The following is a 26,890-nucleotide window of genomic DNA, read 5'->3' on the forward strand; positions in this document are numbered from 1 at the left end:
GGTCCTGGGGTTTCGGGCGCGACCATAACGCCGCCCGGCCCCGCGCCCAAGCCCCGCGCTTGACCCCGCCCGCCGCGCCCGCGATCAATCCCCCCCGAGAGCGTCCAGCGCCGAAGGGGAGGAACCGAATGCAGCCGCTGATGACCGAGACCGAGCTTGCGACCTATCTCGACGAGGTCTTCCCCGAGATGAAGGGCAAGTTCGTCATCGAGGAGGTGAGCCCGATGTTCGCCCGCGTCCGGCGCAGGGTCACGCCCGACGACCTGCGCCCGGGGGGCACCGTCTCGGGTCCCACGATGTTCAGCCTCGCGGACTGCGCCTTCTACGCGGTGACGCTGGCGATGATCGGGCGGCAGGCGCTGGCGGTGACCACCTCGTGCGCGATCAACTTCATGCGCAAGCCCGAGCCCAGGGACCTGACCTGCGAGGCGCGGATCCTCAAGCTGGGCCGGGCGCTGGCGGTGGGGGACTGCACGATCTTCTCGCCAGGGGTCGAGGGGCCGGTGGCGCACGCCACGCTCACCTACTCGATCCCTCCGGCCCGCTGAGCCCGCCGGCGGCGCCCGCGCCGGGTCCGCCCGCGCGGCCCGGCAGCCAGCCCGCCTCGCGCAGCGCCTGCACCCGCCCGCGGCTGACGGGGATGCGCTCGCCCCCCGCCAGCTCCAGCACCGCGCGGTCGCCGTCGCGCCAGGCGGCGACCACCGCCGCGCGCGCGACCCAGTGCGACCGGTGCACCTGCAGGCCTTCGACCGGGTCGCACTCGGCGATGGCGTCGCCCAGGCGCAGCAGGACCAGCTCGGTCCCGCGGTCGGTGGCGACCTGGACGTAGTGGTCCTGCATCGACAGCCGGCGCAGGGCGCCGCGCCGCTCGGGCGACAGCCGCTCGAGGATGCGGGCGGCGGGCGCGTCGGGGGCTGGCGGGGCCTCCGGCGGGGGCGCGGCGGCCGCGGCGGGGAGCGGAACCGGGGGCGGCGGGGCAGGGGGCGCGGACGCCTCCCGCGGGCCCAGGCCGCCGGCGTCGCCCAACAGGGTGGTCGCGGCGCGGGCGTTCACCGCCAGGATCAGCGTCAGCCCCGCCGAGATCGGCAGCACCGCGAGCACCGCCGACGGCGTGAACGGCGAATCGAGGAACAGCGACCGCATCCCCGCCACCACGGACGAAATCGGCAGGGCGGCGATCGCGACGGTCAGCGCCACCCGCTCGACGAGCTGCGACTGCGGGCGCAGGGCGCCGACCAGAGCGCCGCACAGGATCCCCACGCTCCAGCAGCCGGCGTGCAGCAGGGTCCAGAATGCGATCAGCGCGGCGGGGGGGAGCTGGTCGCCCGTGCCGAACGGCTTCGCCACGCAGAACAGCGCCACCGTGCAGGCGAAGGTCATCCACAGCCTGCCGCTTCTCAGGCGCGTCCGCAGTTCACGAAGCGCCAGATGCATGGTTCTGGAAAGGCTCATATATCGATCGTCATCTGCGAAAAGGCGGCCGCGGTTCGCGAAACGCAGATTGCCGTCGGGACGGCGGGGAGTCCACATCGCAGCGCGTCGCCGCCGGACTTGTCGCCCGGCCGCTTCGCGGACGGGACGCCGACCGCCGGAACGCCCGGCACGGCGCTGCGCAGGTCGCGCCCGTTCCCGACCCTCGCGGTCGCCCTGCTGGGGCGGGCGATCCGCGCCGCGGTCGAGCGGGAGGAGCGGCGCGCCGTCGACGGACGGGCGCGCCCTTCTCCCGCGGCGCCGACCCCACCCCTGATTTTCCAGAGCCTTAGCCGACGCCCGGCGCTCCGCCGCCTTCCGTCGCGTCGGAGCAGGCGCCGGTTCGGCCTTGCGATTTTTGGGGTATCCATACACCCCATTGCGAACCGCCTGAAAACAGGGCGAAATTCTGGGAAGGTCCGGCGTCGAAGCGGTTGACTCGGCCGTGGGATCGCTTAGAAGGCGCGCATCCGTCCGGCGAAGCCATCGCGCCTCGCCCCTGACGCCGCCGGCCGCCCCGTTCCTCCGGGAGCGTCTGGGCCCGGAGATGAAAGAGACGACGAACCGATGAAGACCTTTTCCGCCAAGCCGGCCGACATCGACAAGAAGTGGGTCGTGATCGACGCCGAGGGGCTGGTGCTGGGCCGCCTCGCGTCCCTGATCGCCATGCGCCTGCGTGGCAAGCACAAGCCCTCGTTCACGCCGCACATGGACATGGGCGACAACGTGATCGTGATCAACGCCGAGAAAGTTCAGCTGACGGGGCGCAAGCGCACCGACAAGAACTACTACTGGCACACCGGCTACCCGGGCGGGATCAAGTCCCGCACCGCCGGCCAGATCCTCGAGGGCAAGTTCCCCGAGCGGGTGATCGAGAAAGCCGTGCAGCGCATGATGCCAGGCGGTCCGCTGACCCGCAAGCAGCTGTCGAACCTGCGCGTCTATGCGGGCGCCGAGCACCCGCATGAGGCCCAGACCCCCGAGGCGATCGACGTGGCCGCCCTGAACTCCAAGAACACCCGGAGCGCCTGACGATGGCCGACGACGTTAAGACCCTCGACGACCTGGCCGACCTGACCGTGGACGGCGACGCGACCTCGATCGAGCCCGCCGCCCCGCGCGAGCCGGTGCGCGACGCGCTGAACCGCTCCTACGCGACCGGCAAGCGCAAGGACGCCGTCTCCCGCGTGTGGGTGAAGCCCGGCACCGGCAAGATCACCGTCAACGGCAAGGAGGCCGACGCCTACTTCGCCCGCCCGGTGCTGCAGATGGTGATCGCGCAGCCCTTCGGCGTGGCCGGCGTGGACGGCCAGTTCGACGTGATGTGCACCGTCAAGGGCGGCGGCCTGTCGGGCCAGGCGGGCGCCGTGAAGCACGGCATCTCCAAGGCGCTGACGCTGTGGGATCCGTCCCTGCGCCCCGCGCTGAAGGCCGCCGGCTTCCTGACCCGCGACAGCCGCGTGGTCGAGCGCAAGAAGTACGGCCGCCGCAAGGCCCGCCGCTCCTTCCAGTTCTCCAAGCGCTGATCGCGCTCGGGCCGGCTCCGCGCCGCGCCCGACTGGAGCCGAAAGACACGCCCCGCGCCCCCGGCGCGGGGCGTTTTCGTGCGCGGGTCCTCCGGCAGGGGCGGCCCCTGGGGCGCGACCGCCGCCGCGGGGGGATCGCGGCCACGGCCGCGGGCCCGATGCGCCGCGTCCCCCGACGCTCCGTTGCGCGGCGGGGCCGCCGGGTGTAAGGGCGGCCGGCACTTCCTCCAGCGGAGACGGGATCATGGACAAGGCGCGCATCGCGATCATCGGGGCCAGCGGGTACACGGGCGCCGAGCTCGTGCGTCTCGTCACGACGCACCCGGGGATGCGAATCGCGGCCCTGGCGGCCGACCGGAACGCCGGCAAGCCGCTGGCCGAGATCTACCCGCATCTTTCCCACCTCGACCTGCCGACGGTGGTGAAGACCGAGGAGATCGACTTCGCCGGCATCGATCTCGCCTTCTGCGGTCTGCCGCATGCCACCGCCCAGGCGGTGATCGGCGGCTTGCCGCGGGACCTCAAGGTGGTGGACCTCTCGGCCGACTTCCGGCTGCGCGATCCCAAGATCTACGAGACGTGGTATGGCCACGAGCACCACGCGCTCGACCTCCAGGCGGAGGCGGTCTACGGCCTGCCCGAGTTCTACCGTGAGGAGATCCGGGCCACGCGCCTGTGCGCCGGCACCGGCTGCTTCGTGGTCAACGGCCTGCTGCCGCTGGTGCCGCTGGTCGAGAAGGGGGTGATCGACCTCGACGAGATCGTGATCGATTCCAAGACCGGGATCACCGGGGCGGGGCGCTCGTCGGCCGAGTGGAAGCTGTTCTCCGAGGTGACGGCGGGGACCAAGGCCTACGGCCTCGGCGGCACGCACCGCCACACCTCCGAGTTCGACCAGGAGCTGACGAAGGCCGCGGGCCGCGAGGTGACGGTGATGTTCACCCCCCACCTGCTGCCGATGAACCGGGGCATCCTGGGCACGATCTACGTGAAGGGCGACGCGGACGAGATCCAGGCGACGCTGGCGACGCGCTACGCCGACGAGCCCTTCGTGCAGGTGCTGCCGATGGGCTCGGCGCCGCTGACCCAGCACGTGACCGGCTCGAACCTCTGCCGCATCGGCGTGACGCCGGACCGGCGCAAGGGGCGGGCGGTGATCGTCTCGGTGATCGACAACCTGGTGAAGGGCGCCTCGGGCCAGGCGGTGCAGTGCGCCAACCTGATGCTGGGCCAGCCGGAGACCGCGGGCCTCGAGCTCGCCCCCATGTTCCCCTGATCCGTCCGCCAGGACGGCCCGCCGCGGCCGGCGCCCGGAGACGGGCGCCGGCCGCGCGCGTTCCAGCCTCCTCGGCGTCGCCCGCCACCCGCTGCCCACAGGCGCCGCGTCGGGCGTGGCGCGAGGCCCGGCGTTCCGCCCGCGGCGCGCGGCAGGCCGGGCGCCCGGCGCGCCGCGGGCCTCGGGCGACCGTCGGGCCGGGCGCCGACCCTCGCCCCGCGCCGCGGGCCGGACGCCCGCGCCGGGCGCGACCGGGGTCGCGGCGCGCCCGACGCGCGCGCAGGCCGCGGGCGTCGGGGGGCCGCGGCGGCGGAGGCGCGGGAGGGGGCAGGGGGGCGCGTATGGCAGGCGGGCGCCGCGGCGGCGCCTGCGGCGCCGGCGCCTCACGCGGGCGTGACCTCCGCGCCCGGGGGCGCTGCGGGTTGCCTCCTCGTCGCCGCCCGATACCTTGAAGGTCCATGAACGTCGGCGCCTTCTTCCGCGCGCGCCTGCCCGGCGGCGCCCCCGATCCCATCGCGGCCGCCGAGGCCGCGGAGGAGCGCGAGGCCGCGTCGACGCCCCGTTCCCCGCCCGAAAGCCGGAGCGCCCCCGCCCGCCGCGGCGCCCCGCCGGCGCGGCCCCTGGGCGCCTCGCCGCGGGGCGAGGACGCCGACGCCGCCCTCGCCGGCCAGCGCGCCCCCCGCGCCGGCCCCCCGCCCAGCCGCTCGCATCTGCCCTCCGACCCCGAGCGCCGCGACCCCGTCGCCCGCGAGTTCTGGGCCGACGCGCCCGAGGACCCGTTCGCCCGCCGCCGAACCAAGGTCGAGCGCTTCTTCATCTGGGCCGGCCGCTCGCTGGGGCTGGTGTTCTCGCTCGCCGCGCTCAAGGTCTTCTGGGACGCGATCAACCGCTTCCAGGCGCACGAGGGCTTCATGCTCTCGGGCCACATCGCCTACTCGGCGCTGCTGGCGCTGTTCCCCTTCCTCATCTTCTGCACCTCCGTCGCCGCGGCGACCATCGGCCCGGCCGAGCTGCAGGCGCTGATCGACCTGATGTTCGACATCGCCCCCGCCCAGGTCGCCGACGCCATGCGCCCGATCCTCGAGCAGGCGCTGGGGGTCGAGCGCCGCGGCCTGCTGACCATCTCGGGGCTCGGCGCGATCTGGGCCGCCTCCAACGGGGTCGAGGCCTTCCGGCTGGGCTTCGACCGCGCCTACCAGCCGCCCTCGGTGCGCAACTTCGTGATCAGCCGGGCGGTGGGCCTGGTCTTCGTGCTGATCGGGGCCGGGGCCGCGCTGATCATGGGCTTCGCCGTCGTGCTCGCGCCGCTGATCATCGAGGTCTCGGAGATGCTGTTCGGCCGCGCGCCGCCCTTCGGCATGGGCGTGCTGCGCTACATCATCGCGCTGGTGGCCTTCGCGCTCTTCCTCTACATGATGCACGCGATCCTGCCCTCCGGGCGGCCGCGCGCGCGCCGGCTCTGGCCGGGGATCACCGCCACGATCCTGCTGTGGACCGTCGCGGCCTCGGCCTTCTCGGTCTACCTCGCGCGGTTCCCGACCTACACGGTCACCTACGGCGGGCTCGCGGGCGTGATCGTCACGCTCCTGTTCTTCTACCTGTCGGGGGCGGTGATCCTCTTCGGGGCGGAGATCAACGCGGCCATCCACCGGCGCGAGGCCGAGGCGATGGCGAAGGCGCAGGCCGAGCGGGAGGGCCCGGCCGCGCCCTGAGGACGAGGGACGGAGACCGGCCATGGCCATGACCCGCAAACGGCGGCGCATCATCCTGATCGGCATCGGCGCCGGCTTCGTGCTGGCCGCCTCGCTGCTGGTGGGCGTGGGGATGCGCGACCAGATCGTGTTCTTCTTCTCCCCCTCCGAGATCGCCGAGAAGGCGCCGGGCCCCGACCAGCGCCTGCGCGTCGGCGGGCTGGTGGTCGAGGGCTCGGTGACGCGCGAGGACGACGGCTCGGTCGCCTTCACCGTCACCGACGGCGCGATGGAGCAGCGCATCGCCTTCGCCGGCATCCTCCCCGACCTGTTCCGCGAGGGGCAGGGCATCATCGCCGAGGGCCGCCTGCAGCCCGGCGGGATCTTCGTGGCCGAGGAAGTCCTCGCCAAGCATGACGAGAAGTACATGCCCAAGGAGATCGCCGAGACCCTGAAGACCGAAGGGCATTTCAAGGGCGACTACGGCGCCAACGCCCCCGAAGGCGCCGGCAAGGCCACCGCAGCCGACGCCGACGGCTGACGCCTGCGCCGCGCCGCGCCGGACGCCCGGAGCGGCGAGCGCCCCCGGCGCCGCCCGCCCCGGGGCGCGCTCGCCCGTCTCCCTCCGCCCGCAGGATCTCCCATGCCCTACAGCTTCGACTGGGTCGACGCCTTCGCCGACGCCCCCTTCGGCGGCAACGCCTGCGCCGTGGTCCATGACGCGGGCGACCTGCCCGTCGAGACCCGCCTCGCCCTGGTGCGCGAGACCAGCCTCAGCGAATGCGCCTACCTGGTCCCCTCGGAGCGGGCCGACTTCGGCGCCCGCTACTACCTCGCGCATCGCGAGATCCCGATGGCCGGCCACCCCACCGTCGCCACGGTCGCGAGCCTCGTCGACCGCGGCCTGGTCGACGTCTCCGCCGGACGCGCCCGCTTCACGCTGGAGGTGGGCGCGGGGGTGCTGCCCATCGAGGCCGCCCGCGACGCGGCCGGCCGGATCCGGGTCGCCATGACCCAGGCCCGCCCCGCGATCGGCGAGCCCCTGGACCCCGCCCCCATCGCCGCGATCTACGGCCTGTCGCCGCAGGACGTCGCCCACCCGCCACGCATCGTCTCCACCGGCACGCCCTTCTGCATCACGCTCCTGCGCTCGAAGGACGCCCTGCGCCGGGCGCGCCTCGACCTCGGCAGGCTGGAGGACTGGCGCGCCTCCACCGGGCGCCCCGATGCTGGCCTGATGGAGCCGTTCCTGGTCACGCTGGGCGGCGAGACGCCGGCGGGCGACGTCTTCTCGCGCCTGCTGCTCGCGCCCCCCAGCCCGGCGGAGGACCCGTTCACCGGCTCGGCCACCGGCTGCATGGGCGCCTACCTGTGGTCCGAGGGTCTGATCCCCGAGCCCCGCTTCACCGCCGAACAGGGCCACTGGCTCGGCCGTCCCGGCCGGGCCGAGGTCGAGGCGCTGGGGCCGCGCGACGACGTCTCGGGCGTGCGGGTGGCGGGCTCGGGCGTGGTGCTGATGCGCGGCGAACTGCGGGTCTGAGCCCGGGGCCGGCGGCCGGCGCGCGGCCCCCGGGCGTCGGCGCCGTGGCACGGACCCTCGGCGCCCCCCCCCGGCCCGGGAGGGCGCCGACGGCCCGTCGCCCGCGCGGCGCGGACCGGGAGCGCCTCAGGCGGGAACCCGCAGCGCGCGGGCCAGCTCGGTCACGTGGCGCAGGTCCGAGCCGCAGCAGCCGCCGAACACGTTCATCCACGGCATCCGCGCCTTCAGTTCCGCGGCGAGCCGGGCGAAGGCCTCCGGGTCGTCGTCGCCGGCATGATCGCAGCCCTCGCCCCCGGCGCGGCGGCGGCGCGAGGCGTCGCAGCGCACGCCCCGGATCCGCCGCGCCCAGTCCGCGTCCTCCAGCCGGCCGGCGAAATGGTCCGGATGGGCGCAGTTCACCATGAAGTAGGCCGGGGCCTTGTTGGTCGCGACGTCGACCTTGCGGATCGCCTCGGCCAGCGTCTCGCCCGAGGGCAGGCGGCCGTCGCTCTCCACCGTGAAGCTGATCACGTGGCGCAGCCAGGCGTCGGAGGCCGCGCGCGAGAAGCCCGTCGCCTCCTGCGAGGAGACATGCGTGGTCGCGGTGACCATGTCGACGTCGGTCTCGGCCAGCCACTCGAGCTGCACGGAATGGTAGTCGCGCGCCTCCGAGGCGGTCATCTCGCCCGGCCGCCCGCGGGCGCCGGCGCGCGGCCCGACGGGGGCGTTGAGCAGGATCGGGAAGGACTCGCGCCCGGCGAACTCGTCGCGCAGGGCGGCGACGAAGGCCACCGCCTCGTGGTTGGCGCGGCGCAGGGCGGAGGCGTCCTCGCCCAGCTCCGCGCTCCAGCACGGGTGGGCCTTCCAGGTCGGCGCGTCGAGGATGAAGCCCGAGCCCGTCTCGCGGGCCAGCGCCAGGAAGCCGCGGAAATAGTCGGCCAGCGCCGCGCGCCCCTCGGGGTCGGGCAGCAGGGTATGGGCGGCGAGGGCCCGGATCGGCACGCCGCGGTTGAAAATCAGATCGGTCTCCACGCCGGCATCCGTCAGGAAGGGCGCGCCGGTCAGTTGCGGCAGTCTGGAGCTGCGGTCGAACATCGGTCTGCCTCGAATGGCGCAGCGGCGGGGATCGCCGCTCTCGCCCCTCCGGTTTCGCCCTCGCCGCGTGACAGGGCCGTGACAAAGACTGTTGCCCGGACTCCGCAAAAACGATTGCCCCGGCGGGCGCCCGGGGAAAAACCGGCCCGGGCCGGGCGAAAAGGGCGCCGCGACCAATGGCGGGATGGCCTCGCGAGGTCCTGAATTGCACCACCCGCCCGTCCGCGGCATGGTCCGGGGATACGCGTGCATGACGCCGAATACGATCGGGGGAGGCCGACCATGACCGCCGAACTGGGCCACTTCGCCCTGATCCTCGCCCTGGTGGCGAGCCTCGCCCAGACCGTCGTGCCGCTGGTGGGCGCCGGCAAGGGCTGGTCGGACTGGATGCGTCTGGCGACGCCCGCGGCCGGCATCGCCTTCGTCCTCACCCTGCTGGCCTTCGTCGCGCTGACGGTCGCCTTCGTCACCTCCGACTTCTCGGTGGCGCTGGTGGCCGAGAACTCGCACTCCGCCAAGCCCATGCTCTACAAGGTCTCCGGCGTCTGGGGGAACCACGAGGGCTCGCTCCTGCTGTGGACGCTGATGCTGACCCTCTTCGGCGCGATGATCGCGGGGCTGGGCGGCAACCTGCCCGAGTCGCTGAAAGCCCGCACCCTGGCGGTGCAGGGCGCGATCGGGGCGGCCTTCCTGGGCTTCATGCTGTTCACCTCGAACCCGTTCCTGCGCCTGGCCCGGCCGCCGCTGGACGGGGCCGACCTGAACCCGCTGCTGCAGGACCCCGGCCTCGCCTTCCACCCGCCGTTCCTCTACCTCGGCTACGTCGGCCTCTCGACCGCCTATTCCTTCGCCGTCGCCGCGCTGATCGAGGGCCGGGTCGACGCCGCCTGGGCGCGCTGGGTGCGGCCCTGGGCGCTGACCGCGTGGATGTTCCTGACCGTGGGCATCGCACTGGGCAGCTACTGGGCCTATTACGAGCTCGGCTGGGGCGGCTGGTGGTTCTGGGACCCGGTGGAGAACGCCTCGTTCATGCCCTGGCTCGCCTCCGCCGCGCTCCTGCATTGCGCCATCGTGGTCGAGAAGCGCGACAGCCTGAAATCCTGGACCATCCTGCTGGCGATCCTGGGCTTTTCGCTCTCGCTGCTGGGCACGTTCATCGTCCGCTCGGGCCTGCTGACCTCGGTCCACGCCTTCGCTTCCGACCCCACCCGCGGGGTGGTGGTGCTGGGGATCCTGGTGGTCGCCGTGGGCGGCTCTCTCGCCCTCTACGCCTGGCGGGCGCCGAAGCTGGCGCCGGGCGGGGTCTTCGCCATGGTCAGCCGCGAATCCCTGCTGGTGGCCAACAACCTGCTGCTGACCGTCGCCTGCGCCGTGGTCCTGCTGGGGACCCTGATGCCCCTGATCCGCGAGGCCTGGGACGGCGGGCGCATCTCGGTCGGGGCGCCCTTCTTCGATCTCGCCTTCACGCCCTTCATGGTCGCGCTCGCGGTCCTGCTGCCCATCGGCGCGCTGGCGCCGTGGAAGCGCGCGCGCCTGGGCCGGGTGATCCGCCGCCTCTGGCCCGCGGCCGCGCTCGCCTTCGCCGTCGCGGCCCTGGTCTGGGCGCTGCAGACCGGGCGCAGCGCGCTGGCGCCCGTGGGCATCGCGCTGACGGTCTGGATCCTCGCCGGCGTGGCCGTCGAGATCTGGGAGCGTGCGGGCCTCTCGCGTCCCGGACGCTGGCGGCGCCTGTCGGGCCTGCCGCGGGCCGACTGGGGCAAGGCCATCGCCCACTCGGGCCTCGCGCTGACCATCTTCGGCATCGCCTCCCTGACCGCGTGGGAGACCGAGGCCGTCCGCGCCCTGCACCCCGGCGAGACGGTCGAGACCGGCGGCTACGCCTTCCGCTTCGACGCGGTCGACCGCGCCCAGGGCCCCAACTACTCGATCGAGCGCGGCGCCTTCACCGTCTTCCGGGACGGGGAGGAGGTCGCCGTCCTGCGCCCCGAGAAGCGCTTCTACCCCGTGCAGCGGATGCCCACGACCGAGGCCGCCATCGATGCGGGCCTGACCCGCGACCTCTACGTGGTGCTGGGCGACCGACAGCAGGCCGGCGCCGGCGCCTGGGCGGTGCGCATCTACGTGAAGCCCTTCGCCAACTGGATCTGGATCGGGGCGCTGGTGATGGCGCTCGGCGGGCTGACCTCGCTCTCGGACCGCCGCTACCGGGTCGGCGCCGCCGCCCGCCGCGCCCCCGCAGCCGCGGTCCCCGCGGAATGAGGGCCCTCCGCCCCCTCCTGCTGGCGCTGGCCCTGCTGGCGCCGCTCGCCGCCCCCGCGGTGCAGCCCGACGAGGTGCTGGCCGACCCCGCGCTCGAAGCCCGGGCCCGCGCGCTCTCGGCCGAGATCCGCTGCCTGGTCTGCCGCTCGGAGAGCATCGACGAGTCGAACGCCGACCTCGCCCGCGACCTGCGGGTGCTGGTGCGCGAGCGGCTGGTCGCCGGCGACAGCGACGCTGAGGTGAAGGCCTATCTGGTCGAGCGCTACGGCGAATACGTGCTGCTCAAGCCCACCTTCTCGGCGGGCAACGCGGTGCTGTGGTTCGGGGGGCCCGCGCTGCTGATCGGGGGCGGGGTCCTCGCCTTCTTCTGGATCCGACGCGCCCGCCCCGAGGCCGCCGCCACGGCCGCCCCCCTCTCCGCCGAGGAGAAGGCCCGCCTCGACGCCCTGATGAAGCAGGACGGAGCCTGAGGCGGGCGGGCCTGAAGCAGGACGGCGACCGAAGCAGGGCGGGGCCTGAGGCGGGCGGGCCTGCGCCCGGATGCGGCCCGGCGTCCCTGACGCTTGCGTCCGCCGCTCGCGCCCCCTAGCTGCGAAAGGCGGGGGCGCGCATCCGGCCTCCGCCCGATTCAGCCGGAGGCCCCGCCGATGACCCCCGCCCCCCAGCCCGCCTTCGCGGCCGCCGCGCCGGGCGGCGACGCCCCCGGCCGCTCCCCCTACGAGACGCTGCGCTACGACCTGCGCGACGACGTGGCCACCCTCGCCTTCGCGCGGCCCGAGCGGCTCAACGTCCTTGACGCGCAGGCCAAGGCGGACCTGATCCACGCCCTGCGCCGCGCCGGCTCGGAGGCGCGCGCGGTGGTGCTGACCGGGCTCGGCGAGGCGTTCTGCGCGGGCCACGCGCTCGGCGACGCGCCGCGGATCCGCGAACTCGACCTCGGCCGCACCATGCGCGAGGAGACCCGCCCCCTGCTGGAGGCGATGGCCGCCTCGCCGCTGCCCATCCTCGCCGCCGTCAACGGGGTCGCCGCCGGCGCGGGGCTGGCGCTGGTCCTCGCCGCCGACGTCGCGGTGGCGGCCGAGGGCGCGAGCTTCGCCGTCACCTCCTCGCGCGTCGGCGTGATCCCCGACGCGGGCCTGTCGTTCTGGCTGCCGCGCCTGGTCGGCCCCGCCCGCGCCCGCGGCCTCGCGATGCTGGGCGAGCCGATCTCCGCCCGCCAGGCCGCCGACTGGGGCCTGATCTGGGAGGCCGTCCCCGACGCCGCCTTCGCCGAGCGGATCGAGGCCCGCGCCCGCGCCCTCGCCTCCGGCCCCACCCAGGGCCACCGCCTGACGCGCGAGGCGCTGCGCTCGGGCCTCGAGCTCTCCTGGTCCGAGCAGCTGGAGCGCGAGGCCGACCTCCAGGCCCAGGCCGGCCGCACCCGCGACTTCCTCTCCGCCGCGCTCGCCGAGGCCGAGGGCCGCCCCGCCCGGTTCGAGGGCCGCTGACCCCCCGCGCGAGCGGTCCACGGGCCGTGCGAAGGGGGGATCGACCCCCCTCCGCGCGGCGCCGGCCTGCGGCCTGCGGGAGAGGGTCGCACGCGGATGGAAAAGAGAACAAAAGGGGAATATTCTGGGCGGAGGCCTCCGGCCCCGACTCCCCCGCAGCCCCTGGCAGCCGTCCCGCAGAGATGCCGATCCCCGAGCTTCACGTCACCACCAACTTCAGCTTTCTCGAAGGCGCCTCCCACCCCGAGGAGTTCGCCCGCGAAGCCGCGGCCCTGGGCCTGTCGGCGCTGGCGGTGGCGGACCGCAACTCGGTGGCCGGGGTGGTGCGCGCGCACCAGGCCTTGCGGGACCTCGCCCGCGCGGGGCTGGGCGCGGTGCGCGCCACCGACCGCATCGGCCATGGCGACGTGGTCGCCCGCGCTCTCGCCCGCCGCGAGGGGGACGCGCGCGACGCCCATGACGACAGCGCCCAGGACCACGCCCGCCGCCAGGAGGCCCTGCGCCTCGCCGCCGCCCGCGCCGCCGGCCGGCCCGGCCCTCGCCCCGCCGCCTCCGGGGCAGGGGAACGGGACGCGGCCCCGGAGGCGACCCCAGGCGCGACCCCAGGCGCGCCGCCCGAGGGGGCCCCCGAGACGTCCCTGGACGCAGCCCTCGCGGATCCCGGCCATGCTCCCGCTCCGCCCCGCCCGCTCGGCCACGACACGCCCGACGGGCCCACCAAGCCCGAGCCGCCGGTCTTCGCCCCCGTGGCCCCGCTGACGCTGCCTCGCCTGATCCCCGGCGCGCTGCTGGTCCTGCGCGACGGGCAGGAGCTGGTGGCCCTGCCCACCGACCGCCCCGCCTGGGCGCGCCTGACCCGCCTGCTGACGCTGGGCAAGCGCCGGGCGCCGAAGGGCGAGTGCTGGCTCGACCCCGCCGACGTCGTCGACCATGCCGAGGGGCTGATCCTGCTGTGGCGCCCCTCGCCCGAGGCCGACCCCGAGGACCTCGACCCCGGCGCCCCCGCCTCCGCCCCCTCGCCCGCGTCTGCCACCGCGCCCGCCGCCCGCAGCTCGCCCCCTGCCGCCCGCAGCTCGCCCCCTGCCGCCCCCTCGCCCGACGCCCGTTCTCCCGCCGCAGACGCGCGCCCCGCGGCCCGCCGGGCCCCCGCCGCCCCGCCGCAGGCCGCTCCCCCCGGCCCCCCCGGGCGAGCCGCGCCCGCGGCCCACGCCCCCGCCCCGTCCCCCGGCGCGCCGCAGGCCGCGGCCGAGCGCCTGCCGACCGCCGCCGCATCCGGCCGGCCCGCGTCCGCCCGCCAGCCGGCGCCGCGCCCGCCGCGCGGCGCGGGCGGGACCTTGCGGACCTTGCGACGGTGGACGCGCCGCCTCCCCGGCCAGGTCTTCGTGCTGGCCGCGCCGGCCTACGACGGCCGCGACGCCGCCCGCTTCGCCGCGCTGGCGAGGCTGGCCGGGGCCGCCGGCGCCCCCATGGTCGCCTCCGCCGCCCCGATCATGCACGTCGGCGCCCGCCGCCGCCTCGCCGACGTGCTCGCCTGCATCCGCGAGGGGACCACGATCGACCAGCTCGGCCGCCGCGCCCAGCCCAACGCCGAGCGTCGCCTGCGCGCCGAACCCGAACTGCGCCGCCTCTTCGCCGACCACCCCGACGCCCTGGCCCGCGCCCGGGAGATCGCCGAACGCTGCCGCTTCTCCCTCGACGAGCTGCGCTACGAATACCCCGACGAGGTCGCCGGCGGCGAAGACCCCCAGGCCCGGCTCGAGCGTCTGACCGCCGAGGGCCTGCGCGCCCGCTACCCCGACGGCGTGCCCGCGCGGGTGCGCGACCAGGCGGCCCACGAGCTCGCCCTGATCTCGCGCCTGAACTACGCGCCCTATTTCCTGACGGTCCGCGACCTGGTGGCCTTCGCCGAGTCCCGCGGCATCCTCTGCCAGGGCCGCGGCTCGGCCGCCAACTCCATCGTCTGCTACGCCCTGCGCGTCACCGCCATCGGCCCCGAGGTCGCCTCGATGGTCTTCGAGCGCTTCGTCTCCGAGGCCCGCGACGAGCCCCCCGACATCGACGTCGACTTCGAGCACGAGCGCCGCGAGGAGGTCATCCAGCACATCTACCAGCGCTACGGCCGCCACCGCGCCGGCCTCTGCGCGACCGTGATCCACTACCGCGCCCGCCGGGCGGTGCGCGAGGTCGGCAAGGCCATGGGCCTCTCGGCCGACGCCATCAACGCCCTCGCCTCCCAGATCTGGGGCTGGTCGTCGGAATCCATCCGCGAAGAAAGAATCCGCGAGATCGGCCTCGACCCCACCGAGCCGCGCCTGCGCCGCACCCTCGAGCTGGTCGCCGAGCTGATCGGTTTTCCGAGGCACCTCTCCCAGCACGTCGGCGGCTTCATCATCACCAAGGGGCGGCTCGACGAACTGGTCCCCATCGAGAACGCCGCCATGGAGGACCGCACGGTCATCGAGTGGGACAAGGACGACATCGACGCGCTGGGCATCCTGAAGGTCGACGTCCTCTCGCTGGGGATGCTCACCTGCATCCGCAAGGCCTTCGAGCTGATCGAGCGCCACGCCGGCGAGCGCTGGAGCCTCGCCACCCTCCCCCCCGAGGACCCCGCCGTCTACGACATGCTGTGCGAGGCCGACAGCATCGGCGTCTTCCAGGTCGAGAGCCGCGCGCAGATGAACTTCCTGCCGCGGATGCGCCCGCGCTGCTTCTACGACCTGGTGATCGAGGTCGCCATCGTCCGCCCCGGCCCCATCCAGGGCGACATGGTCCACCCCTACCTGCGCCGAAGGCGGGGGGAGGAGCAGGTCTCCTTCCCCTCCGACGAACTCGGCAAGGTGCTGGGCAAGACCCTCGGCGTGCCGCTCTTCCAGGAGCAGGCGATGCAGATCGCCATCATCGGCGCGGGCTTCTCCCCGGAGGAGGCCGACCTCCTGCGCCGGGCGCTGGCGACCTTCCGCAAGTCCGGCACGATCCACAATTTCCGGGACCGCTTCCTCGCCGGCATGGCCCGCAACGGCTACGAGGCCGGGTTCGCCGAGCGCTGCTTCTCCCAGATCGAGGGCTTCGGCGAATACGGGTTCCCGGAAAGCCACGCCGCCTCCTTCGCCCTGCTGGTCTACGCCTCGGCCTGGATCAAGCGCCGCCACCCCGCGGCCTTCGCCTGCGCGCTGCTGAACTCGCAGCCCATGGGCTTCTACGCCCCCGCCCAGATCGTGCGCGACGCCCGCGCCCACGGGGTCGCGGTGCGGCCGGTCTGCGTGAACGCCTCATACTGGGACAATACGCTCGAGCCCGATCCCCGCTCCACCGGCGGGCTGGCGCTCCGGCTCGGCTTCCGCCAGCTGCGCGCGATGAAGGAGGAGGACGCCCTGTGGCTGACCGGCGCGCGGGGCAACGGCTACCGCTCGGTCGACGACCTGTGGCGCAAGGCGGGGCTGGCCGCCTCGACGCTCGCCACGCTGGCCGAGGCCGACGCCTTCGCGGCGCTCGGTCTCGACCGCCGCCAGGCGCTGTGGCAGGCCAGGGCCGTGCCCGGCGGCGATCCGCTGCCGCTCTTCGCGGGCCTGCTGGAAGGCGAGGGGATCGAGGAGCCGCCCACCCCCCTCCCCCCGATGACCGAGGGCGAGGAGGTGGTCGAGGACTACGTCGCCGCCCGCCTGACCCTGCGCGCCCACCCCGTGGCCCTGCTGCGCGCGCGCCTGACCCCGCCCGGGGCCCTCACGCTCGACGGCCGCGCCGGCGCCCCCTGGCCGCGCCCGCCCGCCTGCCTGACCGCCGCCCAGCTCGAGGCGCCGCCCGAGAAGGCGCGCGTCTCGGTGGCGGGGCTGGTGATCGTGCGCCAGCGCCCGGGCAGCGCGGGGGGCGTGATCTTCATCACGCTCGAGGACGAGACGGGGGTCGCCAACATCGTGGTCTGGGCCCGCGTCTACGAGACCTTCCGCCGCCAGGTCATCGCCGGCCGGCTGCTGCGGGTCACGGGGCGGATGCAGCGCGACGGCGCGGTGATCCACGTGGTGGCCGAGACCATCGAGGACCTCTCGCCGATGCTCGACGACCTCGCCCGCGGGGCGCGCGACATGCCCGACCCCGCCGGGCCCGTCGACGAGGTCCGCCGCCCGGTCCACGGCGCCGCCCGCGGCAAGGCCGCCGCGCCGCCCCGCGACCCGCGCCGCGACGCCCCCAGCCCCGGCTCTCCCGCCCGCCACCCGCGCCACCAGGCCCGGAAGCTCTTTCCGTCCCGCGACTTCCATTGAGGCCCCAAGGTGTCGGCGGGGCCGAGGGCGACGACGCATTGGCCAGCGGACTACAGGCGCCCTGCGGGCGGGCTTGGCTGGCGCGCGCATGGGGGGACAGGAGACGAGGGAGCGGCTGGCGGGGGAGCGTCCGGCGGGCTCCTGACTCACCCAAGAACAAAGCGCCCGCGCCTGTCCTCCGGATCCGTCTCTCGCTGATGGATGCCTGAGCGACTCGCCCGAAGGGGTCAAGGACAAGCCCCGCTTCGCGGGGTCGCTGCGCGATCCTTGACCCCTTCGGACGAGTCGCTCTTTTCGGCATCCGCGAGAGACGGCTCCGGAGAACAGGCGCTCCCCGGGGCGCGTGAGGCGGACGTGGGGCGGGCGGCGCTCCGCGACGACGGGTGGAGGCGGGCGGGGCAGGCGGGGCGGACGGCGGGGCGCGGGACGGGGCAGGGGGCGGAGCAGGGGGGCGGCCCGCGCGGCGAGGCGGGCGCGTGGGCGGCGCCGAAGGGAGGGAGGCGGGCGAAGGAAGGAGCGGCCGGCGGTGGGCCGGGGGTGGGCAGGCGGTGAGCGGCGCGCGGCCGGCGGTTGCCCGAAGGCGGCGGGACGTCGTGCGGGGGCGGCGGGCGGGCGGGTCAGCGGCCCGGGTCGGGGGGCGGCTCGGCGGAGAGGGCGCGCAGCAGCGCCTCGCGCAGGGGGGGCACGTGGCGGTTGGCGCGGGTGACCGCCTCGTAGACCTCGGGCGCGTCGTCGGCGACCATCGCCAGCGCCTCGGCGATCAGCTCGAAGCTGCGGGTGCGGATCCGGGGGCGGGGCCGCGGGCGGGCGGCGTCGCGCGAGACGCCCTCGAGGCTCGCCACCGCGCGGGCCAGAAGGTGGGTCAGGCCCTGGGTCAGCGCCGCCTCGCGGTCATGCGCCTCGGGCGTGGTCACGATCACCTCCAGCCCCAGTCGCCCGCGCAGGAACGCCGCCAGCCGCCGCCAGCGCCGGCCCCGCAGCGGGCACAGCACCACCTGGCGCCCCGCCATGCCGTCGCGCGCGCTGGCGGGGCCGAACATCGGGTGGCTGGCCAGCAGCTCCACCCCCTCGGGCAGGAGCTCGCGCATCAGGCGGGCGGGCTCCTCCTTCACCGAGCACACGTCCACCACCAGCTGCCCCGGCCGCAGGTGCGGGGCGAGCCCGCGCAACGCCCCCTCCAGCGCCGGCAGGGGGACTGCGAGGATCACGATCTCCGCCGTCGCCTGCCGCGGGTGGTCGAGCGCGGCATGGCCCAGCCGCGCCGCCTCGGCCCCGGCGCGGGGATCGAGCACCGAGATCCGCGCGTGGGGCGACAGCGCGGCGGCGAGCAGCCGTCCGAAGGCCCCGAAGCCGATGAGGGCGACCGAGGGCGCGTCGCCGGGCGGCGCGTCGAGGCGAGAGGCCTCGACAGGGCGCGCATCGACGGGGCGCGCATCGGCGGGGGGAGAATCGGCGGGGCGCGCATCGGCGGGCGGCGCGTCGACGGAAGGGGCGGGCCCCGCCGGCAGGCGGCGGGCGGTCGCAACGGGAAGGGGGGCGTCCATGATCCTGGTCCGGAAAGAGGGGCCAGGGGTCGGGAAGGGCTGGAGCTCGACCGCTGGCGCGAAGGCGGCGGCGAGCACGACGACGAGCTCCGCTGCCTAGGGCAGCGGGCGATAGACCGAAGCGAAGCGGGCGGCGGAGGTCGTCATGCGCCCTCCTAGACCCGTTCCGCGCGCCGCCGTCAAGCGCCGCGCGCGCCTCAGACCCGCTCGCGCACCTGCGCATAGGCCAGCGCCGAGAAGATCCCCGTGCCCCCCAGCACATTGCCCGCCAGCGCCGGCGCGGTGTCGTCGAGCAGCGCCGCTCCCAGCTCCAGCTCGCCCGCGAAGGCCAGCAGGAACAGCTTGGTCGAGCCCGCGACCACGTGCGACATCTCCGTCGCCGCGATCGTCCAGGTCAGCAGCACGATCACCAGGATCTCCCCCGCGCCGTCCTGGCGGGGCAGGATCCAGACCATCGCCGCGATCATGAAGCCCGCGGGGATGCCGCGCAGGAACTGCTCGGCGGCGGTCAGCTCGGCATAGCCGGTGGCGATCTCGTGCACGCCCTGCGCGATCTCGGCCGAGACCACCTCCGGAAGGCTCATCACCCCGGCCGCCACCGCGCAGCCGGCGAGATTGGCCGCCAGCACCACCGCCCACAACCGCAGCAGCCGGCCCAGCACCGTCCAGCCGGGGTTGAGGAACACCGGCAGGATCGGGGTGATGGTGTTCTCGGTGAACAGCTGCATGCGCGCCTGCACCACCACCAGGAAGCCGATCGAATAGCCGAAGGCCGCCACCAGCGGGCGCCAGGGCTGGTCGGGCAGCAGGCTGTGCAGCGCCCCCTCGGCCAGCACCGACAGGCTCAGCGCGATCCCCGCCGCCACCCCCGACCACCACAGGCCCGAGACCGGGCGGTCGAGCTCGTGCAGCCCGGCGCGGCGGATGGCTTCGTAGACCACTTCCGAGGGCACCTCGGAATGCTCCTCGACCAGCTGGCGCTCCTGGCGGTCGAGGTGGATCTCGTCCTCGGTTTCGTCCTCGGCTTCGGCTTGGCTCATCGGCGGGCTCCTGCGGGCGCGGGCCCGCGGACGGGACCCCCTCGAGGGCGATATGGCGCGCGCGGGCGGCGCGGCGAGGCCGCCGCGACGCCGCGGACGGTCCCGCGCGCGCCCTCTGGCATCCCCGACCTGCCGGCCGTAAGGTCGCCGGCGAACCGGCCCGGGCGGACGGCGGCCCCGATCCGCCGCGCCCCGCGCGCCGGCAGGAGAGGAGACGCCATGACCGCCTATTCGCAGCCCGAGCTCGGCATCGAGCTGAAGGATTTCGTCGCCACCATCGAGATCCAGCGCCCGCCGCTGAACTTCTTCGACTTCAACCTGATCAAGCAGATCGCCGACACGCTCGAAGCGCTCGACAAGGACCCCGAGTGCCGCTCGGTGGTGCTGTGCGCCAACGGCAAGGCGTTCTGCGCAGGCGCGGATTTCTCCTCCTCGGGCGAGGACGACGACGCGGTCGACCGGCTGGGCGTGGGCAACCTCTACGAGGAGGCGACGCGGATCTTCGCCTGCCGCAAGCCGATCGTGGCCGCCGTGCACGGCGCGGCCATCGGCGGCGGGCTGGGGCTGGCGATGTCGGCGGATTTCCGGGTCTGCTCGGAGGCCTCGCGCTTCGCGGCCAACTTCACCCGGCTGGGCTTCCACCCGGGCTTCGGCCTGACCCACGTGCTGCCGCGCGCCATCGGCCAGCAGCGCGCCTGGCTGATGTTCTACACCTCGCGCCGGGTGAAGGGCGACGAGGCGGTGGAATGGGGCCTGGCCGACGTGCTGGCTCCCGTGGGCGAGGAGCGCAAGGTCGCCTGGGACCTCGCGCGGGAGATCGCCGAGAACTCGCCGCTGGGCCTCGACACCACCCGCGAGACCCTGCGCCAGGGCCTGGCCGAGGCGGTGAAGAAGGCGACCGCGCGGGAGCTCGCGGTGCAGGAGGAGCTGCGCCACACCGAGGACTTCGCCGAGGGCGTGCGCGCCACCGCGGCGCGCGAGCTGCCCAACTTCAAGGGCCGCTGAGCCCGCCCGCGGCGCCCCCGGCCCCCGGGTCGGAGGCGCCGCGTCGGGCGTGGCGAAGACCCCGGGCGCTCGCCCGCGGCGCGGCGGCGAGGCTCGCGCCCGGACCTGCCGCCGCCCCGGGGCGGGCGGTCGGTCTCCTGACCTGCCGCCCCCCGGGGGCGGCCGCGGCGCCAGGCGCCGCGTCGGGCGTGGCGACGATCCCGAGGTCCCGTCCGCGGCGCGGCGGCGAGGGGCGCGCCCGGACCTGCCGCCGCCCCGGGGCGGACCGTCTGTCTCATAACCTGAAGGTCGCAGGTTCAAATCCTGCCCCCGCAACCAAAATCCCCAAAGAATACAGCCGCTTAAGAGCCTCCCAAACGGGAGGCTTTTTGCGTTCCGCGCCCGTGTCAACACTGTGTCAACAAAACCCCGACGCCCCGTGTCAACGAATGGCGCCGACCGGGAGCCTGCCAATCTCCGCGAGTCGGCGCCGACATCAGGATTAGGCTACGTCGCTCAAGCGTACGTGCCCGCCGTTGGCCTCAATTGCTCCGTTCACAATTCGACGCACCTCGATGAGGAACTGCTTCGAGGGTGGCGGCATCACGGCATCCGGCATTGGCGCAGCCTCGTTGCAGATCCGGTGGATTGCCCGAGCCCGCTCGAAAGTTGAGCCGGCCCCCCGATAGTCATAGGCCGTACGCCACTCGCCCAGATGCTCTTCCACCAGTCGACGCTTGGCAAGTTCGTGCACTGCTGCTGACACTGCACGACGAATGCGCGCTATTGCGGCCTGTCTTTCCTCTTCGTCGTCCGCATCACCTTCCCATTCGATTGGCTCATCGAGAAAGCGCGACACGGACTCCGTGAGGCGGGCGACCAGGTCAGCTACCGGGCGTAGTCTATCATATTCGTCACTCAACTCTCCGGCGATGCGCCGGTTCAGTGCTTTAACCCTGGTCCAGTGCTCCCTGCCAATGCCTTCGTAGGGCCTTCCCTGTCCGAGCCTGGCTCCCCAAGGGCCTTGGAACTTGGTGACGGCTTCCCTCACGGCAAAGGAGACGCCCGTGGGGTCATAGACAGGTCCCGCCTTTGGTGGGGGTGGGGGTAGGATCGCGCGCTCACAGAAATCGACCAGACGCGCCAGCTCTCCACGCATATAATCGGCCGCGCGTGCCGGCAGACGCGCTAGCGTCTGGTCGATGCCGCCAAGCATAAAGCACCTATCGTCGATGCCGTGCTCAACGCTTCTGACGACTGGGGCTCCGAGCACGTCTTGGAGGCTGGAAAGGGCATTCAAAACCGACGCCATTACATGGGCCCGCTTGTCGCCAGACGTCCGTAGATTGTTCCCCTTGATATGATCGAAGTGGGTGAAGGCGACCGCTAGTTTCGCATTGTGCCCGCTCGCAGCAACAGCCTTGAGAACAGATAATGGTGCCGGTTGCATCGGCTGTTTCGCGTTGTCGACGAGAAGGATCACGTCCACTTGCTCGAACCGTTTTGTGACTCGCGTCGTCACGCTAGACGCAGTGTCCGGCGTGTGGCCGAGGCCCTCACCGTCGACTAGGACGAGCCGCGGTACCTTATCGGTGAACGTGGGGAACAGTGGGCCCTTAACACGTATTCCACATACGAGGGGCGTGAGGAGACGCCCGAACTGGGGCCAGAAGTTGCTTGAGAACCAACGGATCTGCCGCACAAATTCGTCCCGGTCGCCCGTGCGCAGAGTCCAAAGCCTCGGCCAGCCCGAGCGGTGCCGATCGATTTCCCCTGAGTCTATCAGGTCGAACCGCGACCGAACGGCGTCTAGCACATCCTGAACGAGTTCGTGGAAGCCCTCGTCGGCGATGACGTAGGCCTCAAGATTCTCCTCGATCAGTTGCTCAGCTGCCTCACGGTCAGGACCCTCAGGCTTCCGTGCGTCAATGCCTAGGTCCGCGGACAACCGGCCTGCAACCCTCTCCTTCAGCCGAACCACTCGGTCGATGAAACCGCGCAGTACCTCGTGGTTTTTGGCCCTCTCAGTATCAGGCAGTTCGGCCTCTTCTTCGGCGACGTCTACCGGCCCTTCGCCGTCGAAAGAGAAATCATCCTCACTGTCATCAGATTCAGCGTTGTCCACTTCCTTTCGCCAGCCGCCCAACACATAGCTCAGCCGGAACTTTTGATCGCGGTGGTTCAGAAATCTGTCGGCCACCTTCTCTATCGGCGCGTCCTCATACGCGGCGAGGCAGGCATCGACGATGCACTCCTCGATGCTTGCCTGGGTCTGGAACTCGCTGAAAAAGGTGACTACGGCTTCGTAATCTCCGTCGGCTTGGACGATCTCGATATCCGCGATGGTCGTTTTCGCCGGAGCTGTTGATGGGAAGCGGTCTCTGTCCGGATCCGATCCGATCAGGTGACGCAGCAGAGAGGTTTTCCCGGCGCCTGTCGTTCCCACGAACATCACCCGCGAGTATCCGTCGGACATGCCAGGCAGTGGGATAAGCGCTTCACGCAATGCTTCCGGGTCGTCGCGACCGGCCTGGATTTCGTCATAGAAGGCGCCGACAACAACGACCGAGAACTTGCGCTCCGCCTCGGCACGCTTGGCCGCGTTCCACCAAGATGAATCAGAAAGAAGGGTATTCATTTCGGCAACAAGCTGGTCGGCCTCAGCCTCGTCGGTCGTGCCGAGACCACGACGCATTTTGAGGCCCGGCTTACCTCTTGCGTCATTGCGGAGGGGGTGCCGAAAAGTCACCGACCACCCTGGGCGATTCGAGCGTGACTTTGATGCTGTATAGAGCTGGTGGGGCATAGCGTTGTTCCGTGTTGTTCCGGTGCCCGATCTGGATATCACCCCGAAGGATGTCCGTCAATGGCAGCGGAACAACGCGGAACAACGACTGATCTGCGAGATACTGATCCTCACGCCGCCGCCGTCGCGACGCCGTCGAGCCGCACCGCGACGCTTGTGATGCCGCTCCCGGCGGCCTCGACCGCGACGCCGATGGGAAAGCGCCCCGCGGCCGGGGTGGTCACTGCCTTCGCCGTGTTGTCCCACGCCACCCGCGCGCCGACCGCGAGTACCGCCGCGCTGGCCTTCGGCAGCTGGAACACGCCTGTGGTGGAGAGCTCGACCGGGTCGCCCTCGGCCGAGGAGTAGGCGGCGATGCCGAAGATGCTGCCGACGATCAGCGCGTCGCCCGAGGCGATGCCGCCCGCGGGCGTGGTGACGCGGACGATGTGGCCGTTCTGGAGGTAGTTCTTCATCTCAGAGCCCTTTCGAGGATTGGATGCGGACGACCGAGATTCGGTCGGTCGCCCCTGTGATCTGCCGGTTGAGGTCCGCGAGCGCGGCGGCCATCTCGCCGTCGCTCGCGTAGGTGACGCGCTTGCCGTCGTATTCGACGGTGCGGACGCCCCGGTAGCGCGCGGCCATCAGGGCGTCGCGCCAGACGGTGAGCTGGACGAGGTCGGCCATCACGCGCCCGCATTCATGAACCAGCCGCGATGGTCGATGAACCCGGCTCCGAAATCGAGGATCACCCGGATCTCCACGCCATCGACATCCCAGCCCGAACGGCTCTCGACCTGCGGGCCTTCCGCGCCCGAGAGATAGGCGAATTCCAGGCCATCGATCTCGCCGGGATCCGCGGTGACGTACCAGCGCGTGGCCGAGGACAGGCGCGGCTCGACCACCAGCGACAGCGAGCCCGAGAACGGGTTCACGTCAGCCGCCGTCGCCGGTGCGATGCTGGCCAGCCACTTCTCGGCCGTGGTCTCCAGTGCTGGCGGCACCAGCAGGTTGCGCGGCGTCACGCGGATCGTGCGATCCTCGATGCCCTTCTGGGTGCGCAGCGCCAGCCGGGCGGCCGAGAGGGTGGCGTCCGAGATGGCCGCGCCGGTGCCCGCCTTGTTGCCGTGATCGGCGTGGAACAGCGTCTTGCCGTCCGACATGGTCGGCCCGTTCCCACTGCCCGCCTCGAGAAGGGTGACGAGGATCCGCGCTTCGGTCTCGGCCGCGGCCTGGCCCATGCGGCGGGCGAGGTCCGCGAAGGCGCCGAGGTCGTCGTTCACCAGCACCTGCCGGGTGATGCCGATCTTCCGCGCCCAGGTCTCGACCTTGTAGGCCTCCCGCGCCTCGGCCATGGTCCCGGCCTTGATCTCGCCGTGCTCGTTCAGCTTCTCCAGCAGCGGCGCCTCACCCAGCATGATCTTGTTCACCGCACGGAAGTCCCGTGCCGTGGTCTGGCGGCCGAGGCGGCGGATGCCTGAGGGCGCGGCCTGGTAGGCGTCGCGCAGGACGCGGCCCACCGTGTCCCCGAGGATGATCGGGAAGTCCGAGGTGGTGTGCAGCGCACGGGTCACGAGGCTCGCGGGCGACAGCGCCATGGTGGACTCGCCGCGGAGCGTCAGCAGTTCCTTCGCCATGTCGACAGGGGTCGCATAGGCGTAGCGGCGGGCGGGCTCGGAGAGCTCGTGGCGCGGGTTGATCCGGGCATAGAGCGCCTCGCCCATCTGCCGGGCGCGGAGGGAGGGGTCGTCCTGGCTTTCGCCCATATCGACGCGGACCTGTTCGGTGCGGATCGCGGGCGCGCTGCGATTGGCAAGCGCCTCGAAGGCCGCGCGGCGGGCGGTGTCGGGATCAGCGCCGCCGTCGATCTGGCTGTCGATCCACGTCTGGTCGAGCCCGGCGATGCGGGCGATGGATCGGATCTCGGCATTCGCTGCGGCGCGGGTCTCGGTGGTGGGCGCCGTGTCGGCGGCCTCTCGGGTGGTCGTCTCGGTCATCTCTATCTCCATGCGAATGTGGGCGCCGGGGTCGGCGGGCGTCGGCACCAGGGAAATCTCGTGAGGAGTCCAGCGCACCGCGGTCAGCACGCGCGCGCCGTTCTCAGCGGTCTCGGCCCAGTCCTCGACCGAGTAGCCGACCGAGACGTGGCGCAGGATGCCCGCCAGCACGTCCTGCCAGACCGGCTCCACCTCGGGCCGGGCCGAGAACTGGATGAGCGCCGTGCCGCGCTTGCCGTCGACGGCGGCGCTGCGGACGGAACCCAGAACGTCGCGCACGGCAGTCTGGCGGTGTGCATCGAGGACGCTGGCGCCTTCGAGGCGCGACAGGTCCACCGCCTCGGGCGCGAGGCTGAGCCGCTCGATGTATTGCCCGGCCATGTCGCGGCGGCGTACGGGCGCGCCGGTGGACCAGACCACCTCGACGGTGCGGGCTTCCGGATCGGCGGTCGCGGGCGCAAGCGTCGCGCGGCGGGTGAGCAATTCCTGTGTGTCAGCCATCGGCGGCCTCCTTCTGCTGCGGCCCGGCCGTCTGCCCGAAGGAGAGCCCCAGCCCCTCGGCGCGCTCGCGGTCGGCGGCAATCTCGGCATCCACCTGTTCGGCGTCGTAGCCGCGCTCGGAGATCGCCTGGGACCGGCTCTTGAGCCCCGCGCCGATCGCCATGATCTCGGCCTGCACGTCCTTCATCGGATCGACGTAGTCGAACTTCGGCGGCAGCCATTCGCAGCCGAGATAGGCGTCCGGGTTCCGGTCGAAGTCGCGCGCGGGCAGATCGCCGGTCAGCACCGCCAGCCGCACGAACCGCTCCCAGACCGGCCGGCAGAACAGATGCACCACCACGTTGTGCTGCAGCTGCTCGACGCGGCGGCGGAACTCGATGAGCCCGGCGCGGATCGAGGAATAGGTGACGCCTTCGAGGTCGCCCGAGACCAACTCGTAGGGCAGGCCCAGCCCGGCCGCGACGGCGCGCAGATGGTTCTTCACGAAGGGGGCGTAGGCGTCGTGCTCGGTCGGATTGGAAAACCGGATGTCCGTGCCAGGCGGCAGCGGGATCAGGCTACCGGGCTCCATGCCCACTGTCAGCGCGCCGCCGGTGTTGGTGCCCGAGAGCCCGCCCGCCGTGCCGTCCGGATCGGTGATGAAGCCGGTGAACAGGGCCGCGACCTTGGCCTTCACAAGGGCCGCATCCTCGAACTGGTCGAGTTCGTGCAGCCTGAGCAGCACCGGTGCGAGCCAGGTGATGCCGCGCAGCTGGCCCGCCGCGAGCGGCTTGAACAGGTGCAGGCAATCGGCGGCAGGAACGCGGAGCGGGTCCATGCGGAGAGACCCCAGCGGATCGCCCGGGCGGGAGGACAAGACCCAGGTGGCGACCCGGCGACCCGCGGCATCGAACTCGATGCCCGCGCGGATCCGCGCCCCGCCGCCGATCTCGCGGTGCAGGTCCATGGGAACCTGCTCGCGATCCAGAAGCTCGAGGTGGAGAGGAATGGCGGCGGCGTCGCTTTCGACGCGCAGCCGGGCGAAGCTCTCGCCGCTCTCGACCATCGCGCGCACGGCCATGGCCTGCAGCCCGTAGAAATCCGCAAGCCCATCCGGGGCGGCGTAATCTGTCCAGCGCAGCCAGAGCGCCTGCAGCCGCTCGCGCACCACCCTGTCAGGATGGGTGGACTGCGGCTTGATCCCGGCGCCGACGACATTGCCGACCAGGCTGTCCACCGCCGCCGCGACCCACGGGTTGTTGCGCGCATACCACCCGGCCCGCCGCGCCGCCGTGGTCGCGCCCGCCAGGATCGCTGCGTTCAGCCCGTCGACCGTCCGCGCCCCCTCCCAACGCCGCCCGCCACCCGCAGCGTCGAAGCCGCGAGCGCGCGCGAGGCCGAGAAGGCGATGGAGGAAGGTCCGCATGCCACCGATTTTCGCGCGGCGACAATGGAATGGCTATTCAGAGAGATTGGGA

Annotated in this window: 21 protein-coding genes; 12 read left to right on the forward strand and 9 right to left on the reverse strand. The window is 73.0% G+C overall.

Going from position 1 to position 26,890, the window contains the following annotated elements; translation table 11 throughout:
• Positions 1-128 precede the first annotated feature (128 nt).
• Positions 129-548 carry a PaaI family thioesterase gene (locus BM064_RS14715; protein WP_092860557.1) on the forward strand — a complete coding sequence of 140 codons (420 nt, stop codon included), beginning with the start codon at positions 129-131 and terminating at the stop codon, positions 546-548.
• Here the strand turns inward: BM064_RS14715 and BM064_RS14720 are convergent.
• Positions 520-1,452, reverse strand: a complete 933-nt coding sequence (locus tag BM064_RS14720; RefSeq protein ID WP_218161046.1) for a LytTR family DNA-binding domain-containing protein — start codon at positions 1,450-1,452, stop codon at positions 520-522. The genes BM064_RS14715 and BM064_RS14720 overlap by 29 nt on opposite strands.
• A 585-nt stretch (positions 1,453-2,037) precedes the next feature.
• On the opposite strand from BM064_RS14720, the gene rplM reads away from it, so the two are divergent.
• The 6 genes from rplM (at position 2,038) to BM064_RS14750 (ending at position 7,503) form a co-directional block, all read left to right on the forward strand.
• Complete coding sequence (gene rplM / locus BM064_RS14725) at positions 2,038-2,502, forward strand: 50S ribosomal protein L13 (protein WP_092860561.1); 465 nt, start codon at positions 2,038-2,040, stop codon at positions 2,500-2,502.
• Between the two features lie 2 nt (positions 2,503-2,504).
• Entirely contained in the window at positions 2,505-2,996 is a 492-nt protein-coding gene (gene rpsI, locus BM064_RS14730) for a 30S ribosomal protein S9 (RefSeq protein ID WP_092860563.1), read from the forward strand.
• Between the two features lie 244 nt (positions 2,997-3,240).
• A complete protein-coding gene (gene argC / locus BM064_RS14735; protein WP_092860565.1) occupies positions 3,241-4,272 on the forward strand; it encodes an N-acetyl-gamma-glutamyl-phosphate reductase in 1,032 nt (343 codons plus the stop codon).
• A 458-nt stretch (positions 4,273-4,730) separates the two neighbouring features.
• Entirely contained in the window at positions 4,731-5,984 is a 1,254-nt protein-coding gene (locus BM064_RS14740) for a YihY/virulence factor BrkB family protein (RefSeq protein ID WP_092860567.1), read from the forward strand.
• 22 nt (positions 5,985-6,006) lie between these two features.
• On the forward strand, positions 6,007-6,504 hold the full coding sequence (ccmE, locus tag BM064_RS14745) for a cytochrome c maturation protein CcmE (protein WP_245779172.1): 498 nt from the start codon (positions 6,007-6,009) through the stop codon (positions 6,502-6,504).
• Positions 6,505-6,606: 102 nt separating this feature from the next.
• Positions 6,607-7,503, forward strand: a complete 897-nt coding sequence (locus tag BM064_RS14750; protein WP_092860569.1) for a PhzF family phenazine biosynthesis protein — start codon at positions 6,607-6,609, stop codon at positions 7,501-7,503.
• 126 nt (positions 7,504-7,629) lie between these two features.
• Here the strand turns inward: BM064_RS14750 and BM064_RS14755 are convergent, their stop codons facing one another.
• Positions 7,630-8,577 carry a homocysteine S-methyltransferase family protein gene (locus BM064_RS14755; protein WP_177236270.1) on the reverse strand — a complete coding sequence of 316 codons (948 nt, stop codon included), beginning with the start codon at positions 8,575-8,577 and terminating at the stop codon, positions 7,630-7,632.
• A gap of 282 nt (positions 8,578-8,859) precedes the next feature.
• Between BM064_RS14755 and BM064_RS14760 the strand changes: the two genes are divergently transcribed.
• From BM064_RS14760 to BM064_RS14775, 4 genes are all read left to right on the forward strand, one after another.
• A complete protein-coding gene (locus tag BM064_RS14760; RefSeq protein ID WP_092860573.1) occupies positions 8,860-10,836 on the forward strand; it encodes a heme lyase CcmF/NrfE family subunit in 1,977 nt (658 codons plus the stop codon).
• Positions 10,833-11,306 carry a cytochrome c-type biogenesis protein gene (locus BM064_RS14765; RefSeq protein ID WP_092860575.1) on the forward strand — a complete coding sequence of 158 codons (474 nt, stop codon included), beginning with the start codon at positions 10,833-10,835 and terminating at the stop codon, positions 11,304-11,306. Before BM064_RS14760 ends, BM064_RS14765 begins: the two co-directional genes overlap by 4 nt.
• Positions 11,307-11,483: 177 nt before the next feature.
• Positions 11,484-12,323 carry an enoyl-CoA hydratase-related protein gene (locus BM064_RS14770; RefSeq protein ID WP_092860577.1) on the forward strand — a complete coding sequence of 280 codons (840 nt, stop codon included), beginning with the start codon at positions 11,484-11,486 and terminating at the stop codon, positions 12,321-12,323.
• A 182-nt stretch (positions 12,324-12,505) separates the two neighbouring features.
• Complete coding sequence (locus tag BM064_RS14775; protein ID WP_092860579.1) at positions 12,506-16,582, forward strand: error-prone DNA polymerase; 4,077 nt, start codon at positions 12,506-12,508, stop codon at positions 16,580-16,582.
• 617 nt (positions 16,583-17,199) lie between these two features.
• Here the strand turns inward: BM064_RS14775 and BM064_RS14780 are convergent.
• Together BM064_RS14780 and BM064_RS14785 are read right to left on the reverse strand one after the other, a co-directional pair.
• Positions 17,200-18,126 (reverse strand): prephenate dehydrogenase, encoded by a 927-nt coding sequence (locus BM064_RS14780; RefSeq protein ID WP_218161047.1) that lies wholly within the window; start codon positions 18,124-18,126, stop codon positions 17,200-17,202.
• Between the two features lie 197 nt (positions 18,127-18,323).
• Complete coding sequence (locus BM064_RS14785) at positions 18,324-19,166, reverse strand: formate/nitrite transporter family protein (RefSeq protein ID WP_092860581.1); 843 nt, start codon at positions 19,164-19,166, stop codon at positions 18,324-18,326.
• Between the two features lie 219 nt (positions 19,167-19,385).
• On the opposite strand from BM064_RS14785, the gene BM064_RS14790 reads away from it, so the two are divergent.
• Entirely contained in the window at positions 19,386-20,171 is a 786-nt protein-coding gene (locus BM064_RS14790) for an enoyl-CoA hydratase/isomerase family protein (protein WP_092860583.1), read from the forward strand.
• Positions 20,172-20,652: 481 nt separating this feature from the next.
• Here BM064_RS14790 and BM064_RS14795 read toward each other — a convergent pair whose 3' ends face one another.
• The 5 genes from BM064_RS14795 to BM064_RS14815 form a co-directional block, all read right to left on the reverse strand.
• Positions 20,653-22,956, reverse strand: a complete 2,304-nt coding sequence (locus BM064_RS14795; protein ID WP_143103342.1) for a hypothetical protein — start codon at positions 22,954-22,956, stop codon at positions 20,653-20,655.
• A 110-nt stretch (positions 22,957-23,066) separates the two neighbouring features.
• Positions 23,067-23,411, reverse strand: coding sequence for a DUF2190 family protein (locus BM064_RS14800; RefSeq protein WP_092860587.1), 345 nt, complete (start codon positions 23,409-23,411; stop codon positions 23,067-23,069).
• 1 nt (position 23,412) lies between these two features.
• Entirely contained in the window at positions 23,413-23,622 is a 210-nt protein-coding gene (locus BM064_RS14805) for a phage head-tail joining protein (protein WP_092860589.1), read from the reverse strand.
• On the reverse strand, positions 23,622-25,433 hold the full coding sequence (locus BM064_RS14810; RefSeq protein WP_092860591.1) for a prohead protease/major capsid protein fusion protein: 1,812 nt from the start codon (positions 25,431-25,433) through the stop codon (positions 23,622-23,624). The genes BM064_RS14805 and BM064_RS14810 overlap by 1 nt, the downstream gene beginning before the upstream one ends.
• The gene (locus BM064_RS14815; protein WP_092860593.1) at positions 25,426-26,838 is read right to left on the reverse strand and encodes a phage portal protein; all 1,413 of its coding nucleotides are present in this window, start codon (positions 26,836-26,838) and stop codon (positions 25,426-25,428) included. Before BM064_RS14815 ends, BM064_RS14810 begins: the two co-directional genes overlap by 8 nt.
• Positions 26,839-26,890 lie beyond the last annotated feature (52 nt).

This window comes from Albimonas pacifica (genome assembly GCF_900113695.1).
Taxonomy (GTDB): Bacteria; Pseudomonadota; Alphaproteobacteria; order Rhodobacterales; family Rhodobacteraceae; genus Albimonas; species Albimonas pacifica.

What these genes read in the sequence shown, in the direction of transcription:
- BM064_RS14715 (WP_092860557.1), top strand. Translation starts at nt 129, where the DNA reads ATGCAGCCGCTGATGACCGAGACCGAGCTTGCGACCTATCTCGACGAG.
- BM064_RS14720 (WP_218161046.1), bottom strand. Translation starts at nt 1,452, where the DNA reads ATGAGCCTTTCCAGAACCATGCATCTGGCGCTTCGTGAACTGCGGACG.
- rplM (WP_092860561.1), top strand. Translation starts at nt 2,038, where the DNA reads ATGAAGACCTTTTCCGCCAAGCCGGCCGACATCGACAAGAAGTGGGTC.
- rpsI (WP_092860563.1), top strand. Translation starts at nt 2,505, where the DNA reads ATGGCCGACGACGTTAAGACCCTCGACGACCTGGCCGACCTGACCGTG.
- argC (WP_092860565.1), top strand. Translation starts at nt 3,241, where the DNA reads ATGGACAAGGCGCGCATCGCGATCATCGGGGCCAGCGGGTACACGGGC.
- BM064_RS14740 (WP_092860567.1), top strand. Translation starts at nt 4,731, where the DNA reads ATGAACGTCGGCGCCTTCTTCCGCGCGCGCCTGCCCGGCGGCGCCCCC.
- ccmE (WP_245779172.1), top strand. Translation starts at nt 6,007, where the DNA reads ATGGCCATGACCCGCAAACGGCGGCGCATCATCCTGATCGGCATCGGC.
- BM064_RS14750 (WP_092860569.1), top strand. Translation starts at nt 6,607, where the DNA reads ATGCCCTACAGCTTCGACTGGGTCGACGCCTTCGCCGACGCCCCCTTC.
- BM064_RS14755 (WP_177236270.1), bottom strand. Translation starts at nt 8,577, where the DNA reads ATGTTCGACCGCAGCTCCAGACTGCCGCAACTGACCGGCGCGCCCTTC.
- BM064_RS14760 (WP_092860573.1), top strand. Translation starts at nt 8,860, where the DNA reads ATGACCGCCGAACTGGGCCACTTCGCCCTGATCCTCGCCCTGGTGGCG.
- BM064_RS14765 (WP_092860575.1), top strand. Translation starts at nt 10,833, where the DNA reads ATGAGGGCCCTCCGCCCCCTCCTGCTGGCGCTGGCCCTGCTGGCGCCG.
- BM064_RS14770 (WP_092860577.1), top strand. Translation starts at nt 11,484, where the DNA reads ATGACCCCCGCCCCCCAGCCCGCCTTCGCGGCCGCCGCGCCGGGCGGC.
- BM064_RS14775 (WP_092860579.1), top strand. Translation starts at nt 12,506, where the DNA reads ATGCCGATCCCCGAGCTTCACGTCACCACCAACTTCAGCTTTCTCGAA.
- BM064_RS14780 (WP_218161047.1), bottom strand. Translation starts at nt 18,126, where the DNA reads ATGGACGCCCCCCTTCCCGTTGCGACCGCCCGCCGCCTGCCGGCGGGG.
- BM064_RS14785 (WP_092860581.1), bottom strand. Translation starts at nt 19,166, where the DNA reads ATGAGCCAAGCCGAAGCCGAGGACGAAACCGAGGACGAGATCCACCTC.
- BM064_RS14790 (WP_092860583.1), top strand. Translation starts at nt 19,386, where the DNA reads ATGACCGCCTATTCGCAGCCCGAGCTCGGCATCGAGCTGAAGGATTTC.
- BM064_RS14795 (WP_143103342.1), bottom strand. Translation starts at nt 22,956, where the DNA reads ATGCCCCACCAGCTCTATACAGCATCAAAGTCACGCTCGAATCGCCCA.
- BM064_RS14800 (WP_092860587.1), bottom strand. Translation starts at nt 23,411, where the DNA reads ATGAAGAACTACCTCCAGAACGGCCACATCGTCCGCGTCACCACGCCC.
- BM064_RS14805 (WP_092860589.1), bottom strand. Translation starts at nt 23,622, where the DNA reads ATGGCCGACCTCGTCCAGCTCACCGTCTGGCGCGACGCCCTGATGGCC.
- BM064_RS14810 (WP_092860591.1), bottom strand. Translation starts at nt 25,433, where the DNA reads ATGGCTGACACACAGGAATTGCTCACCCGCCGCGCGACGCTTGCGCCC.
- BM064_RS14815 (WP_092860593.1), bottom strand. Translation starts at nt 26,838, where the DNA reads ATGCGGACCTTCCTCCATCGCCTTCTCGGCCTCGCGCGCGCTCGCGGC.